Below are 25156 nucleotides of genomic sequence, written 5' to 3' on the forward strand. Positions count from 1 at the left end.
CCGCGCCCGGTCCTGTCGGCCCCGCTCAGTCCGAGAGGGTGATGGCCTGCGTCGGGCAGACGCGGGCCGCCTCCCGGACCTGCGCCTGTAGCTCCTCCGACGGGTTCTCGTCGAGGATGTACAGGAAGTTGTCGTCCCGCACCTCGAACACCTCGGGCGCCTCGGCCATGCACAGCGCGTTGCTCTTGCACTTGTCGAAGTCGACGTTGATCTTCATGCGGACCTCCCGGTCTCTCGGGGCGGCGATCGGTCGATGCGACCGGTCGGTGACGATCGGCCCCCGCACACCTATCACGCGCCCGTGCCGGTAAGGCCAGCCTACGTCGGTCGGTCCTGTGGGTGATGTCCCGCCGACCCGGACGGTTCGGACCTGCCGCCGCCTGCGCCTTCGTCGGCCCCACCTCGACCTGACGCGCCGCCGGCAACCGCAAACCAGACGGTGGCTGACGATGTGTCATGGATCTGTGGGGGCGGTCCGGGACGACTTGCCGCATCGGCGCCAAGTGAGAGGATGCCCCGAACGAGGAGACGGGCGCTCGGGGCCCTCTCCGTCGAGTCAGTGCGCGGAGGCGGTATGGCAGCCGAGGCCGGTACGGGCATACGGCCCCTCGGAGACGCGGATCCGCGGGCCGTCGGGCCCTACCGGCTCACCGGGCGGCTGGGATCCGGCGGCATGGGCTCGGTGTTCGCGGGTCTCGACCAGTTCGACCGCCGGGTCGCCGTCAAGATCGTGCACGCGCAGTTCTCCGACGACCGCGAGTTCCGCGCCCGCTTCACCCGCGAAGTGGCGTTGCTGCGCCGCGTGCGCGGCACGTGTACGACCCCGGTGCTGGACGCCGACGTCGACGCCGCCCAACCGTGGTTCGCGTGCGAGTATGTGCCGGGCCCCACACTCGCCGAACGCGTCGACCGGCACGGGCCGATGTCCGGTGACGAACTCTTCGCGCTGGCCGCGGGCCTCGCCGAAGCCCTTGTGGCCCTGCACGGGGTCGGCATCGTGCACCGCGACCTGAAGCCGCAGAACGTCGTCTGCTCACCGGCCGGACCGCGCGTCCTCGACCTCGGCATCGCCCGGTCGATGGAGGACAGCGGGCTCACCCGCACCGGCATGATGATCGGCTCGCCCGCGTGGATGAGCCCCGAGCGGTTCCGCGGGCACACCAGCACCCCGGCCGCCGACGTGTACGCGTGGGCCATGATGGTCGCCTTCGCGGCCACCGGCGTCATCCCGTTCGGGACCGGCGCCCCCGAGGTCGTGGCCATGCGCGTGCTCTCGGAGGAGGCCGACATCTCCGGCGTGCCGCAGCCGCTGCGCGGCATCGTCGAGCGGTGCGCCGACAAGGACCCGCTGCGCCGGCCCTCCGCACACGACCTGCTCAGCCGGGTCACCTCGGCATGGCGCGGCGCCCTCGGCGCGGCGCAGGCGCCGGCCCTTGACCCGGTCTCCGACGCGACGTCGCTGATCCACATGCACTGGAAGGACCCCGTCGCGGGAGGAACCCACGACGGCGGGGCGGGCTCGGCGCACGCCCACACGGTGGCCGCGCCGCACGTCGTTCCGGGGGCGGTCCCCGGCGGTGTTCCCGGTGGTACACCCGGCCATGGCGGTTCACCCGGTCAGGGCGGGCCGCCGGGGTACGGGGCCGCCGCCGCGTACCAGGCCGGTCCGCAGGCCGCGCAGGCCTACGCGTCGTCCGCCGACACCCAGGCACTTCCGCCGGTCACGGTCCCGGCCCCGCCCGACGCGTACGGGACCGGCCCGGCCGCGTACGCCGCCCCGGGAGCCGGCCGCCAAGCCGCGGACGCCTACTCCCCGGCAGGCCCGGCCCCGGCACCCTGGCCCGGCCACGGCGGGAACGACCGCAACGACCAGACCGACACGATCGTCGGCGGGACGCTCCCCCCGGTGTCCGATCCTTCGCCGGCCACCGGCCGCCGCCGGGCCGGGCGTTCGGCCGCTCCGGCACGCCGGCCCGGCGCGGCGAAGCCGCTCCTGGCCGTTGTCGCGGCCGTCGCGGTGCTCGCGATCGCGGTGTCCGTCGCGGTCGCCATGCGCGGCGACGGCAAGAAGGAGGAGCCGGCCGCGCAACAGCCGAGTGCGTCGCCCGACGTTGCGCCCCCCGGCACGGTCCAGGGCCCGGCGCCGTACGACCTTCGCGGCATCAAACTCGCCATCCCCCAAGGATGGGAGGCGCGTCCCATCGACGAGACGTCGGTGTGCGTGACGCCGCTCGAACTCCCGGCCGCGGACCGCGCCGACTGCCTGCGCGGCGGTCTGCGCGTCTGGGCCAACACGAAGCTCAACAGCAAGACCTTCTTCGAGAGCGCGAACGGCTGGACGCTGGCGGAGCCGGCCACGTCGTGCCCGGGTGAAGTCGGCGCGACGACGCGGCCGACCGGGAAGACGACCGGCAAGACCTTCGCGAAGGAGGGGGAACTGACGTACGAGTACGCGCTCTACACCGTCGAGTGCGGCGACGGGCGGACGATTTATCCGCAGGTGTGGCTGCTGCCGTTGTCGAAGATCTCGTTCAGCACCGCGGGACTGGCACGGACCTACGACCCGGTGGTCAAGAAGATCATCTCGACTGCGGACCGGTCGTCGTACCGCGCCTCGTGAGAGCCGCGCGCGGGCGTCAGAAGACCGCGACGTCGGCCGTCGCGACGAACGGGTTCTCCGGTCCGGCGGGGAAAGAACTCCAGCCCTGTGCCTCGTAGAGGTTCATGAGCTCGTGCTCGTCCTTCTCCTCGGACGGCCATTCGGCGCGGATCACCACATGCACCGAGGGATGCGGGTACTGCTCCCACCACTCCACGATGTGCCCGTCGAGGTCGACGGGCACCGGGTGGTGCTCGACCCGGTGAACAATCATGTACGGTCCGGCGGTCCACGGCCCGACGTAGGCGCCGCCGAGCGGTATCGCCGACACCGAGTCGCCGCTGCGGGGGAGTGCGGGACCGGCGAAGTCGCCGGACAGCAGCGAGCCGACGTACCCCGTCGGGGGCCGGTCCTCCGGGACATCTTGGTAGAAGTCCACCCGGAGTCGGTACCGGATCACGCGCTGCCCCTCCGAGTCGGTTTCTCAGGTCTCCGACGCGCCGGTCGGTTCGGTTCGGCTCTGGGCGGCCACCGACTCCGCCTTGAGTGTCATACGTATACCAGCCATTCGGGCGTGCGCCGAGGGGTCGACGAATACCTGTGTCGATTGTCCGTTTTCTTGTGGTGCAGGGCAGTTGCGGCAGCGTGTCACGGCTTACGGGGTGACGTGCGCGCGCATGGCGCCTGCGAACCCCCAAGGTGTCAGCGGCATTTCACGTTTCGGGCCGGGAAGTGCCCTGATACGTATTACCGTACGGTTGGAAGCTCATCGGGATCCGCGTGGGCGGGCGCGTATGCGCGCGCGGTTTGCGGGCACATATCCGCTTGAGGTACCCGCTTGAGCTACCCGCTTGAGGTATCCGGCGCAGGGACGGGGAAAGGCTGGGAGGAGGCGTCCGATGGGACGGAGCCGACTCTCCGAACGAGCGGGGGACGCCGCGGCGCTGACCGTGGTCTTCTTCGCACTCGTCCTGGTCGCCGGGATGGTGGCGGCCATGGCGGTGGTGGCGGGCTCGTGGCTGTGGGTCGTCGCGGTGCTGTTCGCCGCGATCTTCCTTCTGGCGTGCGGCTGGAGCGCGCTGGAGGTGGTCATCGCGCGGCAGATGGACCGCGAATACGCCGCCCGGGCGCGCGGCGAATACGCGCTGCGGCCGATCGACCGAGGCTCGCGCGAACCCCGCTGATACGTGTCAGCGACGGGTCAGGCCGCGTCCGCTGAGGAAGCCGCCGATCTCGGCGTTCTGTTCGTCGCTGAAGACCCGGTGCGGCACCATGATCGCCTGCGCCGGGTTGAACTCGAAGATCCACTGGTCGTCGACCGACCGCAGGCGGCGGAACGTGTCCCACGGGATCTCCGCCCGGTTCGCGCCTATCGCCGACCGGTAGACCTCGTCCGTCAGGGTCACCTCGCACACATCGCCGTGCATGTGCCGGTTCTGCCGGGCGGCCTGCACCGGGGCCCAGAACCGCAGCGCGAGCATGCCCAGTCCGAACACCAGGAAGATGAACGGCCAGAAAGCGATCGGCCCGTCGAGCGCCTCGACGAGCAGGACCACCAGGCCGATTCCCACCAGGGCCGTGCCGCCGCCGACCAGGGAGCGGAAGAGGCCGCGACGGAACGCGACGACTCCGTCGGCGATATCGCGTTCGGTGGGGATGTAGCTGGTGGTGATGTGCACGGAGTTCTCCAGACGGGCCCCGGGGACGGGCGGGCGGCGAGCGGGGACCATCGTGCCATGCAGTGGGTCCTGTGCGGTGCGTCGCTCGCGTCCCAGCGCCTGCGGCCACGGCAGCGGACGCGCCGGCGGTCCCGGATTGGCCGAAAACCGACGGATATGCGCTGTGGGCAACCGGACGCCGGGCGCGTGCCTGCCCTGGCCCGGGGTGAGTCACGGCGTGTACGCGGGCGGCTCGTGCGCGCTCGGCCGCGTGGCCGGCGGGGAATGCGCGAGCGGCGTGCCCCAACCGTGTCCTCCGGGTTGCGCGGCCGGCCACGCCCCGCCCGGCGGCGCCCACACCATGCCCGCCTGTGGCGGCCGGCCGCGCCCCGCCCAGCGGCGCCCACACCATGCCCGCCTGCGGCGGCCGGCCGCGCCGGACCGCAGCCCAGCGGGGGGTCGGGACCATGTACGTCAGCACTTCGTGCAGGCGCGTGCGAGCCGTCCACAGCCTGTGGAGCAAAACCCGTTCCTGCGGCGTGAACTCGTCCGGAGTGAGGTGTCCGCGCGCGGTGCGATCACGGAGTTCGGCCAGTGCCGTCGCGGTCCACTGATACTGCCGCATGACGTCCCGGCCGCGCTTGCCGTAGCGCGCGAGGGCGGCGGCGCGCTGTCGGCTCCGGTCGGTGATCGAGGCGAGCATCGCCGCTTCGTTCCAGGTGATCCACCCTGCCGCCACGTAGTACGGCAACTGGCGTGACACCGCCGCCAGTTGCTCGCGCCGCAGGCGAACTCCCAGGAAGAGGAGCCCGGTCAGGAGCGGCAGCATGACCACGAGGTAGACGGACAGCATGACGAGCGGCTCGTCTTCGACCGTGCTCTTCCACGCCGCGCCGTTCCACCCCGCGTGCAGACCGACAGCGACCAGGTAGCCCCCGGCCGCGGTGCCCACCGCGTGTGCCCGCCGCCGCATCAGCACCGCGCAGCCGAGCGCGAGCCCGATCGCCGATGTGAACAGCGGGTGCGCGAACGGCGTCAGGACCGCACGCCCCACGAATATCGCCGCGGTCTGGGACGCGGCTTCTCCGTCGTCGCTGCCCTGCCCGAACGTCCGCCCGAAGTACAGGACGTTCTCGGTGAAGGCGAATCCGGCCGCGGTGGTCGCCGCGAGGACCAGGCCGTCCACCGGAGCACGGAACCACGGGCGGCGGAAGACCAACAGGAGCAGCACGGCCGCGCCTTTGGCGGCCTCCTCGACGAAGGGCGCCACGACGGTCAGGCCGAGCAGTTCCGCATGGTGCTCGTCGGAGCGGTCGACGATCGCCTCGATCGACCACGAGTTCGCGTACAGCGCCGCCAGCGCCCCCGCGCCCGCCCCCCACGACAGCGCGAACGCCACATGCGGCCATGGTTGGGGGCGTGCCCTGGCCAGAAGCATGAACGTACCGACCACGAGCGGCACCGGCGCGGCGGCCAGCGGGACGCCGACCACGAGCCCGTCGGGGCCGGTGACCTCGGCGATCTTGGCTGCCGCGGTGCTCCAGCAGACCGCGAAGAGCAGGGCCAGGGCGGTGACGCGGTGGCGCGGCCGTGCGAAGAAGGCGCGCAACGCACCGATCGGGCCGCCGCCGGATCCGACGGCCCGCACGGCGTGCTCGTGTGCGTCCATGTGGTGTGACGATAGCCGGGCGGCCTCGGCCGGTTCGCTGTGTTGACCCGATATGCACGGAGATATGCGCTGCTCCACCGATTGTCGCGGTCGGGTCAGGACGCGTTCGGGGCGGTTTTGGTGAAGATCAGGTCGGCGACGCTGTGACCCTTGGCGAGTCCCTGCTGTTCGAAGCGGGTCATCGGCCGCCAGTCGGGGCGCGGGACGTATCCGCCGCCGGGTCCGGCAGCGTTGGCGAGGGCCGGTTCGGCTTCCAGGACGTCGAGCATCCACGCGGCGTACGGCGCCCAGTCGGTCGCGCAGTGCAAGGTGCCGCCGGGGGCGAGGCGAGATGCGGCGAGTGCGGTGAACCCGGGCCGTATCAGACGGCGCTTGTGGTGCCGGGACTTCGGCCACGGGTCGGGGAAGTAGACGCGTATGCCCGCGAGTGCGCCGGCGGCGAGCATGTTGGTGAGCAGAACCACGGCGTCGCCCTCGGCGATACGCACGTTGGCCAGTTGCCGCGTTTCGATCAGGTGCAGCAGGTTGCCGATGCCGGGCGTGTGGATGTCGGTGGCGAGGATGTTGACGCCGGGCGCGGCCTCGGCCATGGCCGCGGTCGCCTCGCCCATGCCGAAGCCGATCTCCAGGACGACGGGCCTGTCGTTGCCGAACAGCGCGGTGAGGTCGAGCGGCGCTCCGTCGACGGGCACCGCGTACGCCGGTGCCAGCCGGTCGATGGCGTCCCGCTGCTGGGGGCTGAGGCGTCCGCGCCGGGGATGGAAGGTTCGGACGGCACCGAGTGGCGGCCCGCCGAACGGGTCGGGGCTCAGCGTCGACGCGGTGCCGGGCGGGGGCGTTCCCCGGCGGCCGACCGGATGCGCGGGCGCGGCGGTGGGCGCGCCGGAGCGCGTGGCGGAGGACATCACAGGGGGGCTCGTCGGGTCGGGACGGGGTCGGCGCCGGTGGATCCTGGCTGGTCCGGGGGCGCCGGGGGACCCTTTGATGCTACGGGAGCCGTGTCGCGCGCGTCCGCGCGGCAGCCGTCACCGCAGCCCTGACACCAACCGAGACACCGGCTGTGACAGCAGCCGTGGTCGCGGTCACCGCGGCCGTCACGGCAGGCCGGCCAGCCGGTCCAGGACCCGGTCCGCGATCTCCTCGCCGATCGGCAGGGACGCGGTCGCGGCGGGGGAGGGCGCGTTGAGGACGTTCACGATGCGTTCGCCGCCCGTGAACAGGAAGTCGTCGACCAACTCGCCGTCAGGGCGCACGGCCTGCGCGCGTACGCCCGCAGGGGCGCGTACCAGGTCGTCGGCGGTCACCGCCGGGAGCATGCGCTGGACCGCGCGGGTGAACGCGGGCTTGGCGAGGGAGCGCAACATCTCCCCGGCGCCGTAGCGCCAGTGCCGCCGGGCGATGTGCCACATCCCGGGGTAGGTCAGCGTCGCGGCCAGCTCCCGCGGATCGGCCTGGGTCCATGCGTAGCCTTCGCGCCGCAGCGCGAGCACGGCGTTCGGGCCCACGTGCACGTCGCCGCGGATTCCGCGCGTCAGGTGCACGCCCAGAAACGGGAACGCCGGGTCGGGGACCGGGTACACCAGGCCGCGGACCAGGCCGCGCCGGTGCGGCGCGAGCTCGTGGTACTCGCCGCGGAACGGCACGATGCGCACCGGCGGCGGCTCGCCGCCCTCGGCTCGCGCCGCCATCGCCGCGATCCGGTCGCTGTAGAGGCCGGCGCAGTTGACCACGACGCGCCCGCGCACCTCGCCGAGCCGGGTCTGCACGACGACCTCGCGCGGATGCACCGCGAGCGAGGTGACGCCCGCTCCGGTGCGGAGCGAGACACCGTGCCGGTGCAGGAGATCGACCAGCGTGCGGGAGACGGCGGCGTAGTCGACGATGCCGGTGGTGCCCACATGCAGGCCGGCGATCGCGCGGACGTTGGGCTCGTGGTCCCGGATCTGATCGGGCGTCAGTTCCCGTACCGGAACGCCGTTCGCCTCCCCGCGCTGGAACAGCTCCTTCATGCGGCCGAGTTCGGACGGGTCGGTGGCCACGACGAGTTTGCCGGTCACCTCGTGCGGAATGCCGTGTTCGGTGCAGAACTCGCGCATGCGGCGCGCGCCTTCGACCGCGAAGCGGGCCTTGAGGCTGCCGGGCCGGTAGTACAGCCCGGAGTGGATGACGCCGCTGTTGCGCCCCGTCTGGTGGGCGGACCAGGAGGTTTCCTTCTCGCAGACCGCGACGGTGGTGCCGGGCGAGCGCCGGGTCAGGGCGTACGCGGTGGACAGGCCGACGATGCCGCCGCCGATCACGATCACGTCGTACCTGAGCATGGCCTCTCCGCCCTTCACCGCCTCGGAGGAGCCAAGTATCGCGCACCGCGCGCAGGAGGGCGCCCGGCCTGCACGGGTTCGTCCGTACGAGGGGCGCGGTTCACGGGGTCGTCCCGATGGCGGCGCGAACGTGTTCGGTGAACTCCCGGACGGCGGGCACCCGGGCGTGTGTGCTGCGCAGGTCCGTGAGCAGGTCGCGTATGTAGGCGGTGTTGCGTGCGGAGTGCACCCGCTCGGCCACGGCGAGCGCGCGCATCCCGCCGCCGCAGGCCGCGTCCACGTCGCCCGCCGCCAGGTCGGCCTGCGCGCCGACCGCGAGCCGCAGGCCGTGCGAGCGGATGAACGCGTCGCTCCGCCCGGCCAGCGCCGCGGCGGTGAACCGCCGGGTCTGCTCGGGCAGCCGGAGGTCGCGGTAGCACTCCGCGCCGTCCGCGCAGAGCCGGTCGTACGAGAAGAAGTCGATCCACTCGGGATCCTCGTCGCCGGGCAGGGCGCGTTCCAGGTGGGTCTCGGCGGCGTTGAGCGAGCCCGCGCACGCGCGGGCGTCCCCCGCGCGGGCGTGCGCGCGGGCCTCGACCAGGTGCAGGAAGCCGGTCACCTTGCTGGTGGCGACGCCGCGGTTGCGCTCGACGGCGGCCTGGGCGAGGTCGACGGCGGTGTGCGGGTGGCCGCGGTAGGTCGCCTGGAGGCTCATCGTGGCCAGGATGTACCCGCCGAGGGGGATGTCGGCTGCGGCTCGTGCGAGCCGCAGGGCCTGGATGTAGTAGCGCTGCGCGACTTCGTGTTGGCCGGTGTCGAACGCCATCCACCCTGCCAACCGTGACAGTTCGGCCGTCGCACCGAACAACTCGCGGCCCACGGGGTCCTGGTAGGAGCCGCGCAGCAGCGGCGTCGCCTCGACGCGGAGGCATTCGGGGACCATCGACGCGCGCCAGTCGCCGCCGCCGTACTTGCTGTCCCAGCGCCGCGCCTCGGCCGCCGCCTCGCGGAGCTTCGCCACGTCCGCCCGGCCGACCTTGCGGTCGGTGCCGAGGTGTTCGGCCCGTGCGTCCGCCGGGGAGATGAGCCAGCGTGCGAGGGGCGTCGCGAAGGCGGTGACGGCGAATGTCCCGGTCAGGAAGTCCCGGCGGTTCACGTGGTCATGCCTCCACAGGTCGGTGGCCTTGACGACGGCTTCGGCAAGGTCGCGCGGGAAGGACAGGCCCAGGTCGGGGTCGGTGGTGCCGGTTTCGCCGAGGCCGATCTCCTCCAACGGCACCGGCCTGCCAAGGCGTTCGGCGAGGACGGCGGCGATCAGGTGGGGCACGGGGCCCTGAGGGGTCATACCCTTGCCGACCCACCGGGCCACCGACGTTTTGTCGTAGCGCAGCGCGAGGCCGCCGGCCGCACCGAGGTCGTTGACCCGGCGGGCGAGGCCCGCGTTGCTCACGCCGGCGCGGGTGAGGAGGTCGCCGAGGCGTTGGTTCGGCCCGCGGGCGGGCGGCCGGCGCGGCGGAAGGTCGCGGGTGGGCGCGGTCGTTCGGTTGGTCCCGGCGGTGCCGCTGCCGGTGGCGGTGCCGGTGGCGGTCGCGGTGCGGGGCGCGGAAAGCGTTGGCTGGTCGGGGAGTTCGCGTGCGGTCCGGCCGTCGCGGGAGCGGGGGAGCGCGCGCGGGGGCCGGGAAGCCGCCACCGCGGGTCGAAGGGCGGCTTGCCCCGACCCGTCGCGCTTCGGACCACTGCGCATGGCTTGCCCCCAAAGGCGACCTCCGTCCCCCTCAGAGTAGCTGCCGGGGGTGGTGCGGGTAAGCCGATTCGCGCATCGGCGCGAGCCCGAAGAGTGACGGTCGTCGCGTGTACGCCCGGTCTATGGGCGGTACGCATCTAGTGACTGATACGCCATCAGAAACGTTCATTCAAGGGATTTTTCACATCAGATACGAGGAAACCGGACGGAGTGTCCGCGACGTGCGCCGGGCCCATGTGCCCGTGCGCCCGCCCGCGCGCTCCCCACAGGGTTGCCTAACCTTGGTTCAATGACAGGGCGGCGACCGGCAGTTGGCCGCCGGCGCCGTGGAGGACCGCAGTACAGGGGGAACTGACATGCGCTGGTTCGCAGGAGCGAGCGGCAGCCATTCGGCACCGCCGCCCGCCGACTCGACGGCACTTTGGGACGACGCCGAACCCCTGTGGCTGGTAGGCGAATGGCCGCAGGACGAAGTGCGCGTACTCACCCGCGGGCAGGGCGGAGGCCGGGTCCGGATGGCGGTCCTCGGCGATTGCCGCGCCACGGACGCCGAGTTGGAGGTGGGCCTCGCCGTCGCGCGCGGCGGCGGACTGCGCCCGCTGACCACCTGGCCGGGCAGCTACCACGTCGTGATCCGGCTCGGCCGCCGCACCCTCGTCCTCGGCGACCTCGCGGGCCTGCGGCAGGTCCACTACACCCCCTACGAAGACGGCGTCGTCTACGCTTCGCACGCCCTCCCGCTCGCCGACCTCACCGGCGCACAACTCGACCGCGACCTGCTGGCGGCCCGCGTCCTGTGCCCCGAGATCCCCGAACTGGCCTCCGGCCGCTCGCTGTTCGCCGGCATCGAACGCCTCGAAGGCGGCCACACCCTGGAGCTGACCGGCGCGAAGGTACGCGTTCGGCTGCACGAACAAGGCTCCGCACCCCTGGACTTCCCGGCCGCCGCAGCGGCCCTGCGCGAGGCGCTCACCGCCGCGGTCGACCGCCGCGTGGGGGCCGCGGGCAAGGCCGGCACCGACCTTTCGGGCGGACGCGACTCCACCGTCCTCGCCCTGCTCGCGGCTCGTGCGGCGCAGCGCGAGGTGATCGCGCTGACGTGGGCCGACCCGACCGCCCAGGACGACGTCGAGTACGCCTCGCGCGTGGCCACGTCGTCCGCGCGGCTGCGCCACGTGCTCGTCCCGGCCGACCCGGAGTTCCTGCCGTACTCCCGCCTCGTCGACGCGTTCGACGCGCCGCGCGCCACCGACGAGCCGGCCTCGCCGCTGGTCACCGCCGCCCGCACCCTGCGGCAACTCGACGTCGCGCGCGAGGCCGGCATCGACGTGCACCTGACGGGCTACGGCGGCGACGCGGTCCTCGGCACGCCACTCGCGTACCTCGCCGACCTGGCGATGGACCGGCACCCGATCGCCGCCATGCGGCACGCCCGGGCCTGGGCGCGCGCGTCCGGCGTCCGACCCGGCGACCTGGCCGCCGCCGCCCGCCGCGTCGGACGCACGACCTTCGACCAGGCCCTCGCCGCTCTCGCCGACGTGCTCGAATACCGCACGCCCGACGACCACGGCGCGTACGGCGACCACATCGGCCCGGTCACCGGGCTGGATTCGCTCATCAGTTGGGTCGCACCCGCGCCCGCGGTGGCCTGGACCACCACGGAGGCCCGCGAGCGCGTCGCCGGCGCGCTGCGGCGCCTCGCCCGCGAGACCGCCGACGCCTCCGACCGGCCCGGCGACCCCTCGGTCCACCGGCGCCCGGGCGACCGCGCGTCGTGGGTCGCGGTACGCCGCGCCGCCGACCGCTACCGCGTCATGCAGCAGATGGCCGAGGGCAGCGGCGTGCGCGTGCGGGCGCCGTACCTCGACAACGCCGTGGTCCGGGCCGGGCTCGCGCTGCCGGCCTGGGCCCGCGGACGCGGCGACGGTCCGCGCACGCTCCTGCACACGGCCGTCGAGGGGTTGGTGCCGCGCTCGGCGCTGTCGCGGACCGGCAAGGGCGACTACACCCGGTCGGAGATCCGCGGCCTGCGGCACAACGCCACCGACCTGCGCGACCTCTTCGCGGCCCCGCTCCTCGGCGAGCTCGGGATCCTCGACACCGCCGTGGTCCGGGCGGCACTCGACCGCGCCACCCGCCCGGCCCTGAGCAAGGGCGCGCGCGGCGGCGACCCGGGCGAACTGCTCGGCGGTTTCGCCGACGTCGTCGCGGCCGAGCTGTGGCTGCGCGGGGTCGCCGCAGGCCGGGCGATGCGCTGGGGCACCGCGGCCACCGCCGGGAGCGTGATCGCCGCCGTCGCCTGATTCGCCCCGGTCGCCACCGACCGCCGAAGTCATTGAAGTCACCGAAGTCACCCAAGTCACCGACGACGCCGAAGTCCTACCGGAACCACCGGACCAGGGGGAGCGGGGGCCGAAGGCCCGGTGGCCCGTTTGCAGCGGGCCACCGGGCCTTCGCGACGTTGGCCACACCTCTTGATCCCGCTCCGCACCCGCACCTAGCATCCGACCACAGAGTCGGAATTCCTACCGCTAGGTTGATGATGCCGCCACGCAACCGCCTGATGCGCGACGAGATCCGTGTGACCGCGACACGGCTGTTCGGCGTACGCGGTCTCGGTGCGGTGACGCTCCAGGAGATCGCGGACGAACTCGGCGTCTCGAAAGCGGCGCTGTACCACTACTTCCCGAACAAGGAAGCGCTCGTCCGCGACATCTTCGAGGAATGGGCACGCGTCGCCGTCGACCGCATCTCCGCGGTCGTCGCGCTCGACGAGCCGGCATCCGTCAGGCTCCGGCGCATACTCGAACGCCACGTGCTGGCGCTCACCCGCGACCTCCACCTCTACACGCTCGGCTTCCGCGACCAGGATCAACTCCCCGAAAGCGCACGCGGGGTCTTCGACCGGTTCAAGCGCGACGTCGACACGGCGGTCGGCACGGTGATCCGCGAAGGCGTCGAGAGCGGCGAGTTCACGCCGGTCGACCCGAAGATCGCCGCGTTCGCGGTGATCGGCATGTGCAACTGGATGTTCAAGTGGTACCGCCCGGACGGCAAGTACGAGCCCCACGAACTCGCGGCCATGCTGAGCCGCATGGCCCTCGGCGGACTGCTGCGCCGCGACCACCCCGGGGCCGACGGCGGCGCCCTGGACCGCGCCGCGCTGATCGCCGAGATGGCCGCCGACCTGCAACGCGAGGTGGACACCCTGCGGGCGGCCGTACACCAGCACTCCTGTGCGAAGCCCGCGGATTCCGGGCCGGATCCGGGGGACCTGCCGTGACGGACCGCCGACCCGGCTGAGGCGGCCGGCCCACAGGAGCTTCGACAAGCGCTTCGACAAGCGCTTCGACAAGGACTTCGACAAGGACACTGCACGGCGCTTCCACGGGCGTACGCACCGCGCAGGACCCGACACCGCCGGCCATACGGCCGGCACCGACGACGCGAGGGGACACACGATGGCCTGGGACTTCTCCACCGAGCCGGAATTCGAGGAACAGCTCGACTGGATGCGCGGATTCGTCCGCGACGAGATCTATCCGCTGGAGACGCTGCACCTCGACTACCCGGCCCTGCAGGCTGCGACCGCCCCGCTCAAGGAACAGGTCAAGGCGCGCGGGCTGTGGGCCGCCCACCTGCCGCCGGAGCTCGGCGGCCAGGGCTTCGGCCAGGTCAAGCTCGGCCTCATGCACGAGATCCTCGGACGCACCGCCTACGGCCCGGTGGTCTTCGGCAACAACGCCCCCGACTCGGGCAACGCCGAACTCCTGGCCCACGGCATCGCCGCATCGGGCCGCGAATGGCAGCGCGACAAGTGGCTCCGGCCCCTGCTCGACGGGCAGATCCGCAGCGGTTTCTCGATGACCGAGCCGGACACCGCCGGCTCCGACCCGACGCTGCTGGCCACGCGGGCCGTGCGGGACGGCGACGAGTGGGTCATCGACGGCCACAAGTGGTTCACGTCCAACGGCTCGGTGGCGGACATCCTCATCGCCATGGTCGTCACCGACCCCGACGCCAAGCCGCACAACCGCGCCTCGATGATCGTCGTCCCCGCCGACACCCCCGGCGTCGAAATCGTGCGCGACGTCGTGACCCTGGAGGACCCCGGACGCACCGAACGCCTCCAGCCGGCCGGGTTCGGCGGGCACGCGGAGATCCGCTACCACTCGGTGCGCGTGCCGTACGAGAACCTCCTCGGCAACGAAGGCGACGGCTTCAAGCTCGCCCAACTGCGGCTCGGCCCCGGCCGGATCCACCACTGCATGCGCTGGCTCGGCCAGGCGCAGCGGGCCATGGACATGCTGTGCGAGCGTGCCCTGTCCCGCCACGCGCACGGCACGCTGCTCGCCGAGAAGCAGACCGTGCAGAACTGGATCGCCGACTCGTACGCCGAGATCCAGGCCGCCCGCCTGATGACGCTGCACGCCGCGTGGCGCATGGACCGCGACGGCGCCCCCGCCGCGCGCACCGAGATCTCCGCGATCAAGTTCTTCGGCGCGAAGGTGCTCTACGACGTCATCGACCGTGCGATCCAGATCCACGGCGCCCTCGGCTTCTCCGCCGACCTGCCGCTGGAGCGCATGTACCGCTGGGCCCGCGCGTCGCGCATCTACGACGGCCCCGACGAGGTGCACCGCGTCACCGTCGCCCGCCGCGTGCTGCGCGGCTACGAGCCGGTCGACGTGCCCACCGAGCACGTGCCCACCCGCCGCGAAGCGGCCCGCAAGAAGTTCGCGGCGTACCTCGACGCGGCGGAGGGACAGGCGTGAGCTCGACCGTGCCTCCCGCAGTGCCCACCGGCGTGAACCCGGACGAGATCACCGCGTGGCTCGCCGCGCGCGTGCCCGGCCTCGTCCCGCCGCTGGCCTTCACCCCGGTCGTCGGCGGGCACTCCAACCTCACGTACATCGTCGCCGACGCCGCAGGCACGCGCTGGGTGCTGCGGCGTCCTCCGCTCGGCCACGTCCTGGCCACCGCCCACGACATGGGCCGTGAACACCGCATCCTCGCCGCCCTCGGCGCGGGCCGCACGCCGGTCCCGGTCCCGCCGGTCGTCGGCCTGAGCCCGGACGACTCGGTGAACGGAGCCCCGTTCTACGTCATGGAGTTCGTCGACGGCGCGGTCCTGCGCACCGCCGCCGACTCGGCACGCGTCCTCGACGCCGCCGCCCGCCGGCGCGCGGGCGAGCAACTGGTCGACACGCTCGCCGCGATCCACGCGGTCGACATCGACGCGGTCGGGCTCGACGGACTCGGGCGGCGCGAGGACTACATCGGCCGCCAACTGCGTCGCTGGCACCGCCAGTGGGACGCCACCCGGGTCCCCGGGGTGCCCGGGATCGACGAGGTCCACGCCGCACTGAGCGCGTCGGTACCCGAGCAGCAGGGCGCCACGATCGTGCACGGCGACTTCCGGCTCGACAACTGCCTCATCGGCGGCGACGGTTCCGTACGCGCGGTCCTCGACTGGGAGCTGTGCACACTCGGCGACCCCCTCGCGGACGTCGGCACCACCCTCATGTACTGGGTCGAGAACGGACAGACCGACACCATGCTCGCGTCCGACGGCACCGCCGCGGAAGGCTTCATGAGCCGCGCCGAGTTCTGCGCCCGGTACGCCGCAACGACCGGACGCGACGTGTCGCACATCCACTGGTACGTGGCCTTCGCCTACTGGCGCCTGGCGTGCATCCTCGCCGGCGTCCTCAACCGCTACACCGCCGGCGCGATGGGCGATCAGGCCGGCGACGGCGGCTCCTCCCGCTTCACGCCGGAAGGACTGGCCGACCTCGCAGCCAGGGCCCGGACCATCCTCGAAGAAGGGAAGTTCGCGGTATGACAGCCGACTTCACCGGCGATTTCACCGGCAAAGTGGCGCTGCTCACCGGCGCGAGCCGCGGCATCGGGCTCGGCATCGCCGCCGAGCTTGTCGCCCGCGGCGCCAAAGTGTGCCTGACGGCCCGCCGCGAGGAGGAACTCGACGCCGCCGTCGAGGAGCTCGGCGGGACCTCGGTCGCCATGGCCGCGGCCGGCCGCGCCGACGACGCCGAACACCGGGCCGACGCGGTCGCCGCCGTCATCGACCGCTTCGGATCGCTCGACGTGCTGGTCAACAACGCCGGGATCAACCCGCACTACGGGACGCTCATGGACGCGGACCTGGCGGCCGTGCGCAAGATATTCGAAGTGAACCTGGTCTCGGCGCTGGGGTGGACGCAGTCGGCGTACCGCGCGTGGATGAAGGAGCACGGCGGCTCGGTGCTCAACGTGGCCTCGGTGGGCGGCATCGTGCCCGGCCCCTTCATCGGCGCGTACAACGTGAGCAAGGCCGCGCTGATCCACCTGACCCGGCAACTCGCCGGCGAACTCGGGCCGGGCATCCGGGTCAACGCCGTCGCGCCGGCCGTCGTCAAGACGCGGTTCGCGGAGGCGCTCTACGAGGGCCGCGAGGAAACCACGGCGGCGGCTTACCCGATGAAGCGCCTCGGCGTGCCCGAGGACGTCGCGAAAGCCGCGGCCTACCTGCTGTCCGACGACGCGTCGTGGATCACCGGAGAGACACTCGTCGTGGACGGCGGCGTCACCATCGGCGGTCGCGTCGGCGGCTGAAGAACCGCCCGCGACCGACTTGGCGCACCGGGTGCCCCCCGGCCGCATAGCCGTCATGTGCGCGTCATCTGCTCCTCACACGCGCCGGATAGCCTGCGGTTTCCTCCGGTCGGCAGCGCACGGCCGCGAACCCGTGACTGGCCACGAGAGGGGTCCGCCGGGGGGCGCCCTTCTCGTGGCCGCACAGCTCCCCGCAGGCCTCCGGCCGCCCCGCACCCACGCGGGTGATCATCACCGGCCATGTGCCTGAAATGCAATGATTCGCCGTTTTTGCGGCAAAGGGCCTTCCCAGCCCGCCCGGCACACCGCCGAGCAGGCGACGAGGAGGCCTGACCCATGACACAGGACGAGCCGCGCGGAGTCGTCGTCGGCGTCGACGGATCGGTGCCGTCCCGGCGCGCCCTCGACTGGGCGATGACCGAGGCGGAGCTGCGGCAGCTCCCGCTCTACGTGGTGAGCGCGGCTCCGCCGGCCGGCACGTATGCCGCCATGGCTCCCGGCTCGGTCTACGTCGAGGACATGAACGCCACGCTGGAGGCGGTCCGCGGCGACACCGAGGCGACGGTCGGCGACGTCAACCGGACCCGCGAACGCCCGTTCGACGGCGAACTGCACGTCCAGGTGTTCGCCGGGACCGCGACCGAGGTGCTGCTCGGCATGTCCGAGCGCCACGTCCTCCTGGTGGTCGGATCGCGCGGCACCGGCGGCTTCTCCCGGCTGCTGCTCGGCTCGGTCAGCACCGCCGTCGTCCATCACGCCGCGTGCCCTGTCCTGGTCGTCCGCGACTAGCGCGTCAGTCCTGCGGCACCTGCGGCACCTGTGGCCCCGGGCGTAGAAAGCGGTCGCGGCACACCGCCGCGAACGCGGCGGCCCTGCGGGTGGGGCGGATGCCTCGGGCGTGCGCGAGCAGCAGCGGCAGGGGCGGCAGATCGTCGGTGAGGTCCAGCGGCACGACGCGCCCGCCGTCGTACGTCGTGTCCGTTGCGGGCCGCCGACCGAGGATCGCGAAGCCCTGGCCTGCGGCGACGAGGGCGCGGACCAGCTCGGGGCTGCGGGAGCGGAAGCGTACGGGCGGGTTGATCGCGGCGCGCCGCACCAGCGAGGCCGTGTACTCCCGGTGGTGGGGCAGGTCGAGCACGATCATCGGGTCGTCCGCGAACGCCCGCAGCGGCACGGCCTTCTCGCCGGCGAGCCCGTGCCCCGGCGCGACGACGACGTGCGGCGGGATCTGCGCCAACAGCTCCCCTTCGAGCGCATCGCCGTCCCCCAGATCGTGCATGAGTGCGAGCTCGCAGGCGCCTTCCAGCAGGTCCTCGCGCAGATCGGCGTCGTCCCGCCCGTCGGAGAGCCCGACCTCCACCTCGGGGCACCGGGTGGCGAACTCGGCGAGCAGTGGCGGCAGATGGAACGGCGCGATGGCGTCCGCACAGCCCAGGGTGAGCCGACCGCGCAACGCGCCGCCGAAGGCCTTGGCGGACGCGGCCATCTCGTCCGCATGGCTCAACAGGCCGCGCGCCTCACCGAGGAAGCGCTCACCCGACGCGGTCAGCGACAGCCCTTTGGCGTGGTGCCGTACGAGCAGTTGGACGCCGAACTCGCGCTCCAGGTGCGCGATTGCCGCGGAGATCGCCGACTGCGAGACCATGAGCTCCCGCGATGCCCCGGTCATGCTGCGGTGCCGCGCGGCGGCGACGAAGTAACGCAGTTGCACCAGGGTGAAGTTCATCCGAGAACCCTGTTACGCCCGGGCACACCGCGTGGTTCCTCCATGCCGGCGATCCTAAAACGGCCGCCCGCCGGCCGCCCCCCGAGTGCGGGCAGGCCGACCGGGGCGGCCCCGCGACGGCTGCCGCGGCCGCACCGCGCAGGCCGGGCGACCTCCCGCGATCCGCCCGTGCTGATCAGATGTTTGCGTGAGGGGAGGCGCCGAGCGGACCACCGACGAGGCGAAGCCTCGCCGATCGGCCGCTCGGGCGCCCGTCCGCCTGCGATTCGGTCCGCCCGACCCGGCGTCACCGGGCAGGGCGCAGCGCATGTGGCGGGGAACCGGGCCTGGCAAACCCTTCCCCGCCGGCGAGCTAGCGCGCGCTTCCGCGCAGGAACAGCGTGTCCAGCTCGTCCTGGGTGAAGGGCTCGCCGGGCAGCGGCGAGCACCGCTCGGCGCGCAGTCCGTCGAGGACTACCTCCAGATAGCGCGCGGCGACGGTGAGGCGCTGGGCCTTGGGCAGCCCCGGCGGCGGCAGCAGGCACGACAGCAGCAGGGAGATGTCGGCGTCCGACACGTCCTCGCGGAGGTAGCCCTCGTCCTTCGCCCGGTCGACGAGAAGGCACACCGCGTCGTTGAGTGCCGCGCGGCCGGACCGCATCTCCTCGGTGACCGGGACACGTCCGCTGAGCGCCGGGAACAGGCGGCCGGCCCCGGAGGCGACCGCGCGGCGCAGGTAGCGGTTGAGGGCGGCCCACGCGTCCGGCTCCTCCGCGAGCGCCCCTTCCGCCTCGACGGTGAGCCGCGCTGTCTCAGCGATCATGATGCGCTGGACCAGCGACTCCTTGCCGGAGAACCGTCGGTAGATGGTGCCGACGCCGACGCCCGCGCGGCGCGCGATCTCCTCCATGGGGGCGTCGTAGCCCAGCTCGCCGAACACCTCGCGCGCGGCGCGCAGCACCTGTTCGAGATTGCGGCGTGCGTCGGTGCGGAGTTGAGTCGTGGATTCCGGGTCCGCCGCAGGCGGCGCGGCGACCGCGGTTCGGCGTCGTCCTGGTCGGCGAGCGGAGGGGATCACAGCGGCGGCGCCGGCGGACCTCCCCGTGATGTCGCGTTCCCGTGTCACATCGTTCGAATACGTGCGTGAAGCGCCCATTTGCTTCCCCCGAAGGCAAGTGTTCGTGTCCCCGTGTCCCCGTGTCGGACCGCTCAGTCATTGCCAGTTCGCCGAGCGTACCCGACCTGCCGTCAGGCCAGAACCGGAATCCGACATAACGGTTGTGGAGGAAGTGTGCGGTGTTGACGCTCCGTCAGCGATTGGGGTCGTTCCGCGCGGCGGCGTCGACACTGCGTGGACAAGCCCCCACAGACGCGGTGAGCGGGCCCGTCGATCTGTGACCGGCGTCACGAATGTGCCGCCGGATGTCGCGGACCGGTATCGATCGGTCCCCCGAACGGGGGGTCGGCCGACCCGTCCCGATTCCCCTGGGGTCGAGTTTCGCCCACACTGGTGAGGTCACTAGTGGTAAACCTCACGGCACCTAGTGTGAAGAACTCATCAGGGAAGCAGGCGGTTGAACATCACTCGGTGGGGCGCCCGGCTGTCCGGTGACCGGCGGAGATCCGTGCCCGCGGCGCGGATGCAGGACCGCACCGACACCTTCACGATGCGGGAGGTGCTCGCGCACGCGCCTGCGCTGGTCGCGGTCACCCGGGGGCCGAACCACGAACTCGCGTACGTCAACGAGGCCTACCGCGAGGTCTTCGGGCCTCGCAGGCTCGGCGTCCCGGCCCGCGACATCCTGCCCGAATTCGTCGACCACGGACTCCTCACACTGATGGACCAGGTCTACCGGGCCGGCCAGAGCCGCACGGTGCGGGCCCGCCGTGTCGACCACCGCGCGACCGCCTACCCGGGCATGCCGGACAGCGAACGCCGGCACGGCTACTACACATTCGTCTGCACGCCGGTGCGCACGGAAGGCACCGACGGCGGGCGCGCGGTGCGCGGCGTCCTGGTGTTCGCGGTCGACGTCACCGACCAGGTGCAGGCCACCGACCGCCTGCGCGAGAGCGAACGACGGCACCGCCAGGCCGCCGTCACGCTCCAGCGCAGTCTGCTGCCGCAGAATCTGGAGAACCCGGACGACCTGCGGGTCTCCGCCCGTTACCTGCCCGGCGGCGCGGACGCGGCGGTCGGCGGCGACTGGTACGACGTCATCACGCTGGGCGCCGGGCGCACCGCCGTGGTCATCGGCGACGTCATGGGCCGCGGCGTGCGCGCCGCCGCGGTGATGGGCCAACTCCGCACGGCGGTACGCGCGTACGCCCGCCTCGACCTGCCGCCCCACGAAGTGCTGCAACTCCTCGACGGGCTGGCCATGGAGATCGACGCGACGCAGATCGCCACCTGTGTCTACGCGGTCTACGACCCGAGCGACGCCGTCCTGACCTATTCGACCGCGGGGCACCTGCCCCCACTCGTGCGCGACCCCGAGGGGCATGTGCACCGGCTGGACGACGCCCTCGGCCCCCCGCTGGGCACCACCGGCGGAAACTGGCCGCACGTCTCGCGCAGCGCGCCGCTGGAGCCGGGGTCGACCGTGGCGTTCTACACCGACGGCCTGGTCGAACGGCGTGGCGAAGACCTCGACCAGGGCATCGACCACCTCGCCGGCGCGCTGGCGGCGGCCGTCGGGGCGCCGGACGCGGTCCGCGACCGGCTCATCGAACACATGCACCTCCCCGTCGAACACGACGACGACGTGGCGCTGCTTGTCGTGCACCTGCCCCGGCACGAGGGCCGGGCCGCGCGACTGTTCCGCACGGCCTCGCTCGACCTGCTCGGCGGCAACGAAGTCGCCTCGCGAGCCCGTGCGTTCACGTCCGGAGTGCTGGCGAGCTGGCAGGTCGGCGAGGAGTTGCGCGAGTCGGGCGCGCTGGCGGTGAGCGAGTTCGTCGCGAACGCTCTCACCCACGGAGCGGCGCCGGTACGGCTGCGCCTGCGGCGTACCGACCGGCGGTTGATCGTCGAGGTCGCCGATGCCGACGACCACGTCCCCAGGCGCCGCCGCGCGGCGGCCGACGACGAGAACGGCCGCGGCGTGGCGATCGTCGCCACCATCGCCGACGCGTGGGGCTCGCGCCTGACGGGGTCCGGCAAGACGGTGTGGTGCGAGTTCCGGCTGTGATCACCCGGCACTGTTCCGCCACCGTCGGCAAGACGCCGCGCAGGCCGAAACCCGGTGCTGGGGCAAGGGATTGGTGGGTCGAGTCGACCGGCGGGTGACCTGTCGGCCACGCGGCGGCCGACTCGGCCACGATGGGAACAGTCTTCCCTGCGCGAGAACGGGCGATTCCGCTTTCTGCACGCTATTCACCCGAAGGTGTGGATTCCGGGCCTCAGATCGTCTTCTCCGGCGGTTCGGTGGGCTGCGCCGACTCCACGCGCCCCTCCCCGCGCCGCACTTGACGCAGCGTCAGATTCAGCCAGGCCCACAACGCGAGCCCCGCCAGGCACACCACCAGCGCGATGACGCCCCCGAACACCCACCAGAACGTCGAGGCCGGAGGCAGAGCCTCGGGCGGTGTCTTCGGCCACGCGGCGGGTATGTCGCCCGGTTCCGCCGTGAGTTCGCGGATCGCGGTGCCCGAATCGGAGAACCGGACGCCTTCCGGCCACTCCTGGTGCGACACCAGGCCCGCCAGCCCGGTCGACAGCCACAGCGCTCCGGTCGCACCGATCAGCAGGACCAGCACACCGATCAGCGCACCGTCGGGAATGCCTCGCTGCGGCGCGCGCGGCGGAGTGTCCGCCATGCCACCTCCCCGTGGGTCGTGTCGCGGGCCGTGCACCCGTCACGCCGCCGGGTCGCCCGCCAGCGCGGCTTCCGCGCGCACGCGTTCCTCGACGGCGTCCTCGGTCATCGCGCGGTCGGTGTAGACCATCGGGCGCTCCGTGTCGGTGATGAGGTGTTTGACCACCTGCACATTGCCGTTGACGTCCCAGACCGCGATGCCGGGCGTGAGCGTCGGGATGATCTCCACCGCCCAGCGCGGCAGACCCAACACCTTCCCGGTCGCGCGCGCCTCCTCCGCCTTCTGCATGTAGATCGTCCGCGTCGACGCCATCTTCAGGATCGCCGCGGCCTCCTTCGCCGCCGCGCCGTCGACGACGTCCGACAAGTGGTGCACCACCGCGACGAACGAAAGGCCCAGACGGCGCCCGAACTTCAGCAACCGCTGGAACAGCTGCGCGACGAACGGGCTGTTGATGATGTGCCACGCCTCCTCGACCAGGAAGATGCGCTTGACCCGGTCCGGGCGGATCCACGTGTGCTCCAGCCACACGCCGACGATCGCCATCAGGATCGGCATCGCGATCGAGTTCCGGTCGATGTGCGACAGGTCGAAGATGATCAGCGGCGCGTCGAGGTCGATGCCCGTCGTCGTCGGCCCCTCGAACATGTTCTTCAGGTCGCCGTCCACCAAACGGTCGAGGACGAGCGCGACATCGAGGCCCCAGATGCGCACGTCGGCGAGATCCAGACTGAGCAGATCCGCCGCGACCTTGCTCGGGTTGCGCAGCGCCTCGACGATGTCCGGGAGTATCGGCTGGCGGTCCTTCACCGTCCGCATGACGTGCACGTGCGCCGCCTTGAGCGCATACCCCGCACGCTCCTCCAGCGGGCGGCCCATCGCCACCTCGATGATCGTGCGCAGCAGCGCCAGTTGGCCCGTCGAGGCGATCGCCGGGTCCAGCGGATTCAGACGCACCCCGTCGGATCCGAGGTCCGTCGGGTCGAGGCGGACCGGCTTGATGCCCAGGGCCTCGGCGATGTGGTTCCACTCGCCGACACCGTCCTCGCCCTGGGCGTCCAGCACCACGACCTGGCGGTCGCGGAACCGGAGCTGGCGCAAAACGTACGTCTTCTCCAACGCCGACTTGCCGTTGCCCGACTCGCCCAGCACCAGCCAATGCGGCGCGGGCAGTTGCTGCCCGTACAACTGGAACGGGTCGTAGACGTAGCCCTTGCCCGAGTACACCTCGCGGCCGATGATCACGCCCGAATCCCCCAGCCCCGGGGCGGCCGTGGGCAGGTACACCGCCTGCGCCTGACCCGTCGAGGTCCGCACCGGCAGACGCTGAGTCTCGTGTCTGCCGAAGAGGAAACTCGCGAAGCCGTCGGTCAACAACGACATGATTCCGGACACGACGTCACCTCCTGATCCCGGTGGCGAACGGCAGCGTGTTCACGAACGCCCGGTGCTGCTCGCGGTCGCACCACTCCAGTTTGAGGAAGCATTTGCCGGCCGACGCGCGGATCGTCCGTTTGTCGCGGGCCAGTTGCTCCGGATCACGCGACGAGACCGTGATGTAGCCGACCAGGTTGACCCCCGCCGCGCCGCCCGCCAGATCCTCGCCGCGCTGGTCGACGCGCCCGGTGTGCGCGAGGTCGCGCGGGTCGACCACGCGGTTCATCTTGGCGGCACGCGCGGCGTCGGCGTCGTCGTTCGTCTTCTCGGTGAGCATGCGCTCGATCGCGATGTCGGTCGGCTCCAGGTCCATCGTCACCGCGACGGTACGGATCACGTCGGGTGTGTGGACCAGCAGCGGCGCCAGGAAGTTCACCCCGACGGGAGTCAGCGGCCACTCCTTGATCCACGCCGTCGCGTGGCACCACGGGCGGGACGTCTCCGACTCCCGGGTCTTGGCCTGGAGGTAGTTCGGATGCGTCGCGTCCAACTCGGCGGGCCACGCGTACCGGGCCTGCATGCCGTCGAACTGGTCGATCTGGTGCTCCGGGTCGTACATCGAATGGATGAGCGACGCCAACCGCGCCTCGTTCATCGGCTGCCGCACCCGGATGTCCGCCTCGGCCAGCCGAGCGCACACGTCGGTGAGTTCGCGGGCCATGACCACGCCGAGACCCTGGTCGCCCTTGCCCATCACCGACGACTCGGCGGCCAGGTCGCGGTTGTAGTGCATGCAGGCGACCAGGTACGCGCGGTGCTGCTCGCTGGATGTCGACACCATCGACTGGAGCTGGTCGTACGAATCCTTCACCCAGCGCGGCGCCGACGGGTCGCCGCGCCGCGCGACGTCCTTGGCGTGCGCGTCGGGGTCGGCCGGCATCGTGCGCGCCAGGATCTGAAGCCGTGTCACGAAGCCGTCGCCGTTGGCCACGTGCTTGAGCAGGGTGCCGAACCGCTCGACCAGCGCCTCCTGGTCCTCCGAGTCGCGCAGGCCCACGCCGGGGCCCTCGATCTCGATCGCCGCGGTGACCGTGCGCCGCTCCAGGTGCATCAGCACCGCGAGCTCGTCCGGCCCGAACGGCACACTGAGCCAGGTCAGGCGCCCGATCCCGGGCGGTGTCCCGATCGCGACCGCGGCACCGTTCAGGCGCGTGCCCGCCTCCATGACCGCCGAGCGGTAGCGGGCGCCGCGTTTGAGCGTGCGCTTGTAACTGCGGTTGATCTCGAACCACTTGTAGAACGTCCGCCCCCGGTAGGGCAGATAGACCGCGGCGAACGCGATCAGCGGGAATCCCACCAGTCCGATGATCCGGACCGCCAGCACCGGAATCAGCAGACCCCACAGCAAACCGAGGGCGCCGCCCGCGATGATCAGGAAGATCTCACCCGGCTCGCGGTTCTTCCCGATGACGGCGGCCGGCTTCGCCTTGCCGATGAGGAACGTCCGGCGTCGGTGGATCGGCTGTGACGTCATGCTCGGGCCTCGCTCCCGGTCCTGGCATACGGCGAACGGCCCGGACCGACGCGGACGGGCGTTGCTCCGGCGACGTCCGCGGGCACCGGACTGCGGCGTCGTCCGGACAGCGCGGAACGGTCGGCGGACACCGACCGAT

At 72.2% G+C, this 25156-nt stretch carries 20 protein-coding genes and 1 pseudogene; 9 read left to right on the forward strand and 12 right to left on the reverse strand.

Annotated elements, in window-relative coordinates:
• Positions 1–25: 25 nt before the first annotated feature.
• A complete protein-coding gene (locus ACRX5W_RS01665) occupies positions 26–217 on the reverse strand; it encodes a ferredoxin (protein ID WP_436786065.1) in 192 nt (63 codons plus the stop codon).
• 357 nt (positions 218–574) lie between these two features.
• Between ACRX5W_RS01665 and ACRX5W_RS01670 the strand changes: the two genes are divergently transcribed.
• Entirely contained in the window at positions 575–2620 is a 2046-nt protein-coding gene (locus tag ACRX5W_RS01670; RefSeq protein WP_436786066.1) for a serine/threonine-protein kinase, read from the forward strand.
• Positions 2621–2636: 16 nt separating this feature from the next.
• Here the strand turns inward: ACRX5W_RS01670 and ACRX5W_RS01675 are convergent, their stop codons facing one another.
• Positions 2637–3059: a hypothetical protein gene (locus ACRX5W_RS01675; RefSeq protein WP_436786067.1), complete on the reverse strand. Its 423-nt coding sequence runs from the start codon at positions 3057–3059 to the stop codon at positions 2637–2639.
• A gap of 439 nt (positions 3060–3498) precedes the next feature.
• Here ACRX5W_RS01675 and ACRX5W_RS01680 point away from each other — a divergent pair, with 439 nt between their 5' ends.
• Positions 3499–3783: a hypothetical protein gene (locus tag ACRX5W_RS01680; protein ID WP_436786068.1), complete on the forward strand. Its 285-nt coding sequence runs from the start codon at positions 3499–3501 to the stop codon at positions 3781–3783.
• Positions 3784–3789: 6 nt separating this feature from the next.
• Here the strand turns inward: ACRX5W_RS01680 and ACRX5W_RS01685 are convergent, their stop codons facing one another.
• From ACRX5W_RS01685 to ACRX5W_RS01705, 5 genes and pseudogenes are all read right to left on the reverse strand, one after another.
• A complete protein-coding gene (locus ACRX5W_RS01685; RefSeq protein WP_436786069.1) occupies positions 3790–4329 on the reverse strand; it encodes a YcxB family protein in 540 nt (179 codons plus the stop codon).
• A 799-nt stretch (positions 4330–5128) separates the two neighbouring features.
• Positions 5129–5926, reverse strand: a pseudogene (locus ACRX5W_RS01690) (PrsW family intramembrane metalloprotease); the annotation flags it as partial.
• Between the two features lie 95 nt (positions 5927–6021).
• Positions 6022–6831: a tRNA (guanosine(46)-N7)-methyltransferase TrmB gene (trmB, locus tag ACRX5W_RS01695; RefSeq protein WP_436786070.1), complete on the reverse strand. Its 810-nt coding sequence runs from the start codon at positions 6829–6831 to the stop codon at positions 6022–6024.
• Positions 6832–7020: 189 nt separating this feature from the next.
• Positions 7021–8244 carry an L-2-hydroxyglutarate oxidase gene (gene lhgO, locus ACRX5W_RS01700; protein WP_436786071.1) on the reverse strand — a complete coding sequence of 408 codons (1224 nt, stop codon included), beginning with the start codon at positions 8242–8244 and terminating at the stop codon, positions 7021–7023.
• A gap of 100 nt (positions 8245–8344) precedes the next feature.
• Complete coding sequence (locus ACRX5W_RS01705) at positions 8345–9967, reverse strand: MFS transporter (RefSeq protein ID WP_436786072.1); 1623 nt, start codon at positions 9965–9967, stop codon at positions 8345–8347.
• Between the two features lie 356 nt (positions 9968–10323).
• Between ACRX5W_RS01705 and ACRX5W_RS01710 the strand changes: the two genes are divergently transcribed.
• The 6 genes from ACRX5W_RS01710 to ACRX5W_RS01735 all read left to right on the forward strand — a co-directional run bounded on the left by ACRX5W_RS01710 (position 10324) and on the right by ACRX5W_RS01735 (position 17371).
• The gene (locus tag ACRX5W_RS01710; RefSeq protein WP_436786073.1) at positions 10324–12270 is read left to right on the forward strand and encodes an albusnodin/ikarugamycin family macrolactam cyclase; all 1947 of its coding nucleotides are present in this window, start codon (positions 10324–10326) and stop codon (positions 12268–12270) included.
• A 239-nt stretch (positions 12271–12509) separates the two neighbouring features.
• On the forward strand, positions 12510–13250 hold the full coding sequence (locus ACRX5W_RS01715; protein WP_436786074.1) for a TetR/AcrR family transcriptional regulator: 741 nt from the start codon (positions 12510–12512) through the stop codon (positions 13248–13250).
• Complete coding sequence (locus ACRX5W_RS01720) at positions 13204–14742, forward strand: acyl-CoA dehydrogenase family protein (RefSeq protein ID WP_436786075.1); 1539 nt, start codon at positions 13204–13206, stop codon at positions 14740–14742. The genes ACRX5W_RS01715 and ACRX5W_RS01720 overlap by 47 nt, the downstream gene beginning before the upstream one ends.
• Positions 14743–14750: 8 nt before the next feature.
• Positions 14751–15812, forward strand: coding sequence for a phosphotransferase family protein (locus ACRX5W_RS01725; protein ID WP_436786749.1), 1062 nt, complete (start codon positions 14751–14753; stop codon positions 15810–15812).
• The gene (locus tag ACRX5W_RS01730) at positions 15809–16582 is read left to right on the forward strand and encodes an SDR family oxidoreductase (protein ID WP_436786076.1); all 774 of its coding nucleotides are present in this window, start codon (positions 15809–15811) and stop codon (positions 16580–16582) included. Before ACRX5W_RS01725 ends, ACRX5W_RS01730 begins: the two co-directional genes overlap by 4 nt.
• A gap of 336 nt (positions 16583–16918) precedes the next feature.
• Complete coding sequence (locus tag ACRX5W_RS01735; protein ID WP_436786077.1) at positions 16919–17371, forward strand: universal stress protein; 453 nt, start codon at positions 16919–16921, stop codon at positions 17369–17371.
• A 4-nt stretch (positions 17372–17375) separates the two neighbouring features.
• On the opposite strand, the gene ACRX5W_RS01740 is transcribed toward ACRX5W_RS01735, so the two are convergent.
• Positions 17376–18308, reverse strand: coding sequence for a LysR family transcriptional regulator (locus tag ACRX5W_RS01740; RefSeq protein WP_436786078.1), 933 nt, complete (start codon positions 18306–18308; stop codon positions 17376–17378).
• 352 nt (positions 18309–18660) lie between these two features.
• A complete protein-coding gene (locus tag ACRX5W_RS01745; RefSeq protein WP_436786079.1) occupies positions 18661–19413 on the reverse strand; it encodes a TetR/AcrR family transcriptional regulator in 753 nt (250 codons plus the stop codon).
• Positions 19414–19861: 448 nt separating this feature from the next.
• Between ACRX5W_RS01745 and ACRX5W_RS01750 the strand changes: the two genes are divergently transcribed.
• Positions 19862–21478, forward strand: a complete 1617-nt coding sequence (locus tag ACRX5W_RS01750; protein ID WP_436786080.1) for a SpoIIE family protein phosphatase — start codon at positions 19862–19864, stop codon at positions 21476–21478.
• 211 nt (positions 21479–21689) lie between these two features.
• Here ACRX5W_RS01750 and ACRX5W_RS01755 read toward each other — a convergent pair whose 3' ends face one another.
• From ACRX5W_RS01755 to ACRX5W_RS01765, 3 genes are read right to left on the reverse strand one after another with little or no spacing between them, the layout of a single operon-like run.
• Positions 21690–22106 carry a hypothetical protein gene (locus ACRX5W_RS01755; protein ID WP_436786081.1) on the reverse strand — a complete coding sequence of 139 codons (417 nt, stop codon included), beginning with the start codon at positions 22104–22106 and terminating at the stop codon, positions 21690–21692.
• A gap of 39 nt (positions 22107–22145) precedes the next feature.
• Positions 22146–23489: an ATP-binding protein gene (locus tag ACRX5W_RS01760; RefSeq protein ID WP_436786750.1), complete on the reverse strand. Its 1344-nt coding sequence runs from the start codon at positions 23487–23489 to the stop codon at positions 22146–22148.
• 16 nt (positions 23490–23505) lie between these two features.
• On the reverse strand, positions 23506–25017 hold the full coding sequence (locus ACRX5W_RS01765) for an SCO6880 family protein (protein WP_436786082.1): 1512 nt from the start codon (positions 25015–25017) through the stop codon (positions 23506–23508).
• Positions 25018–25156: the final 139 nt, after the last annotated feature.

Origin of the sequence: Yinghuangia sp. YIM S10712, from assembly GCF_051388935.1 — a bacterium.
In the GTDB taxonomy this organism is placed as follows: Bacteria; Actinomycetota; Actinomycetes; order Streptomycetales; family Streptomycetaceae; genus Yinghuangia.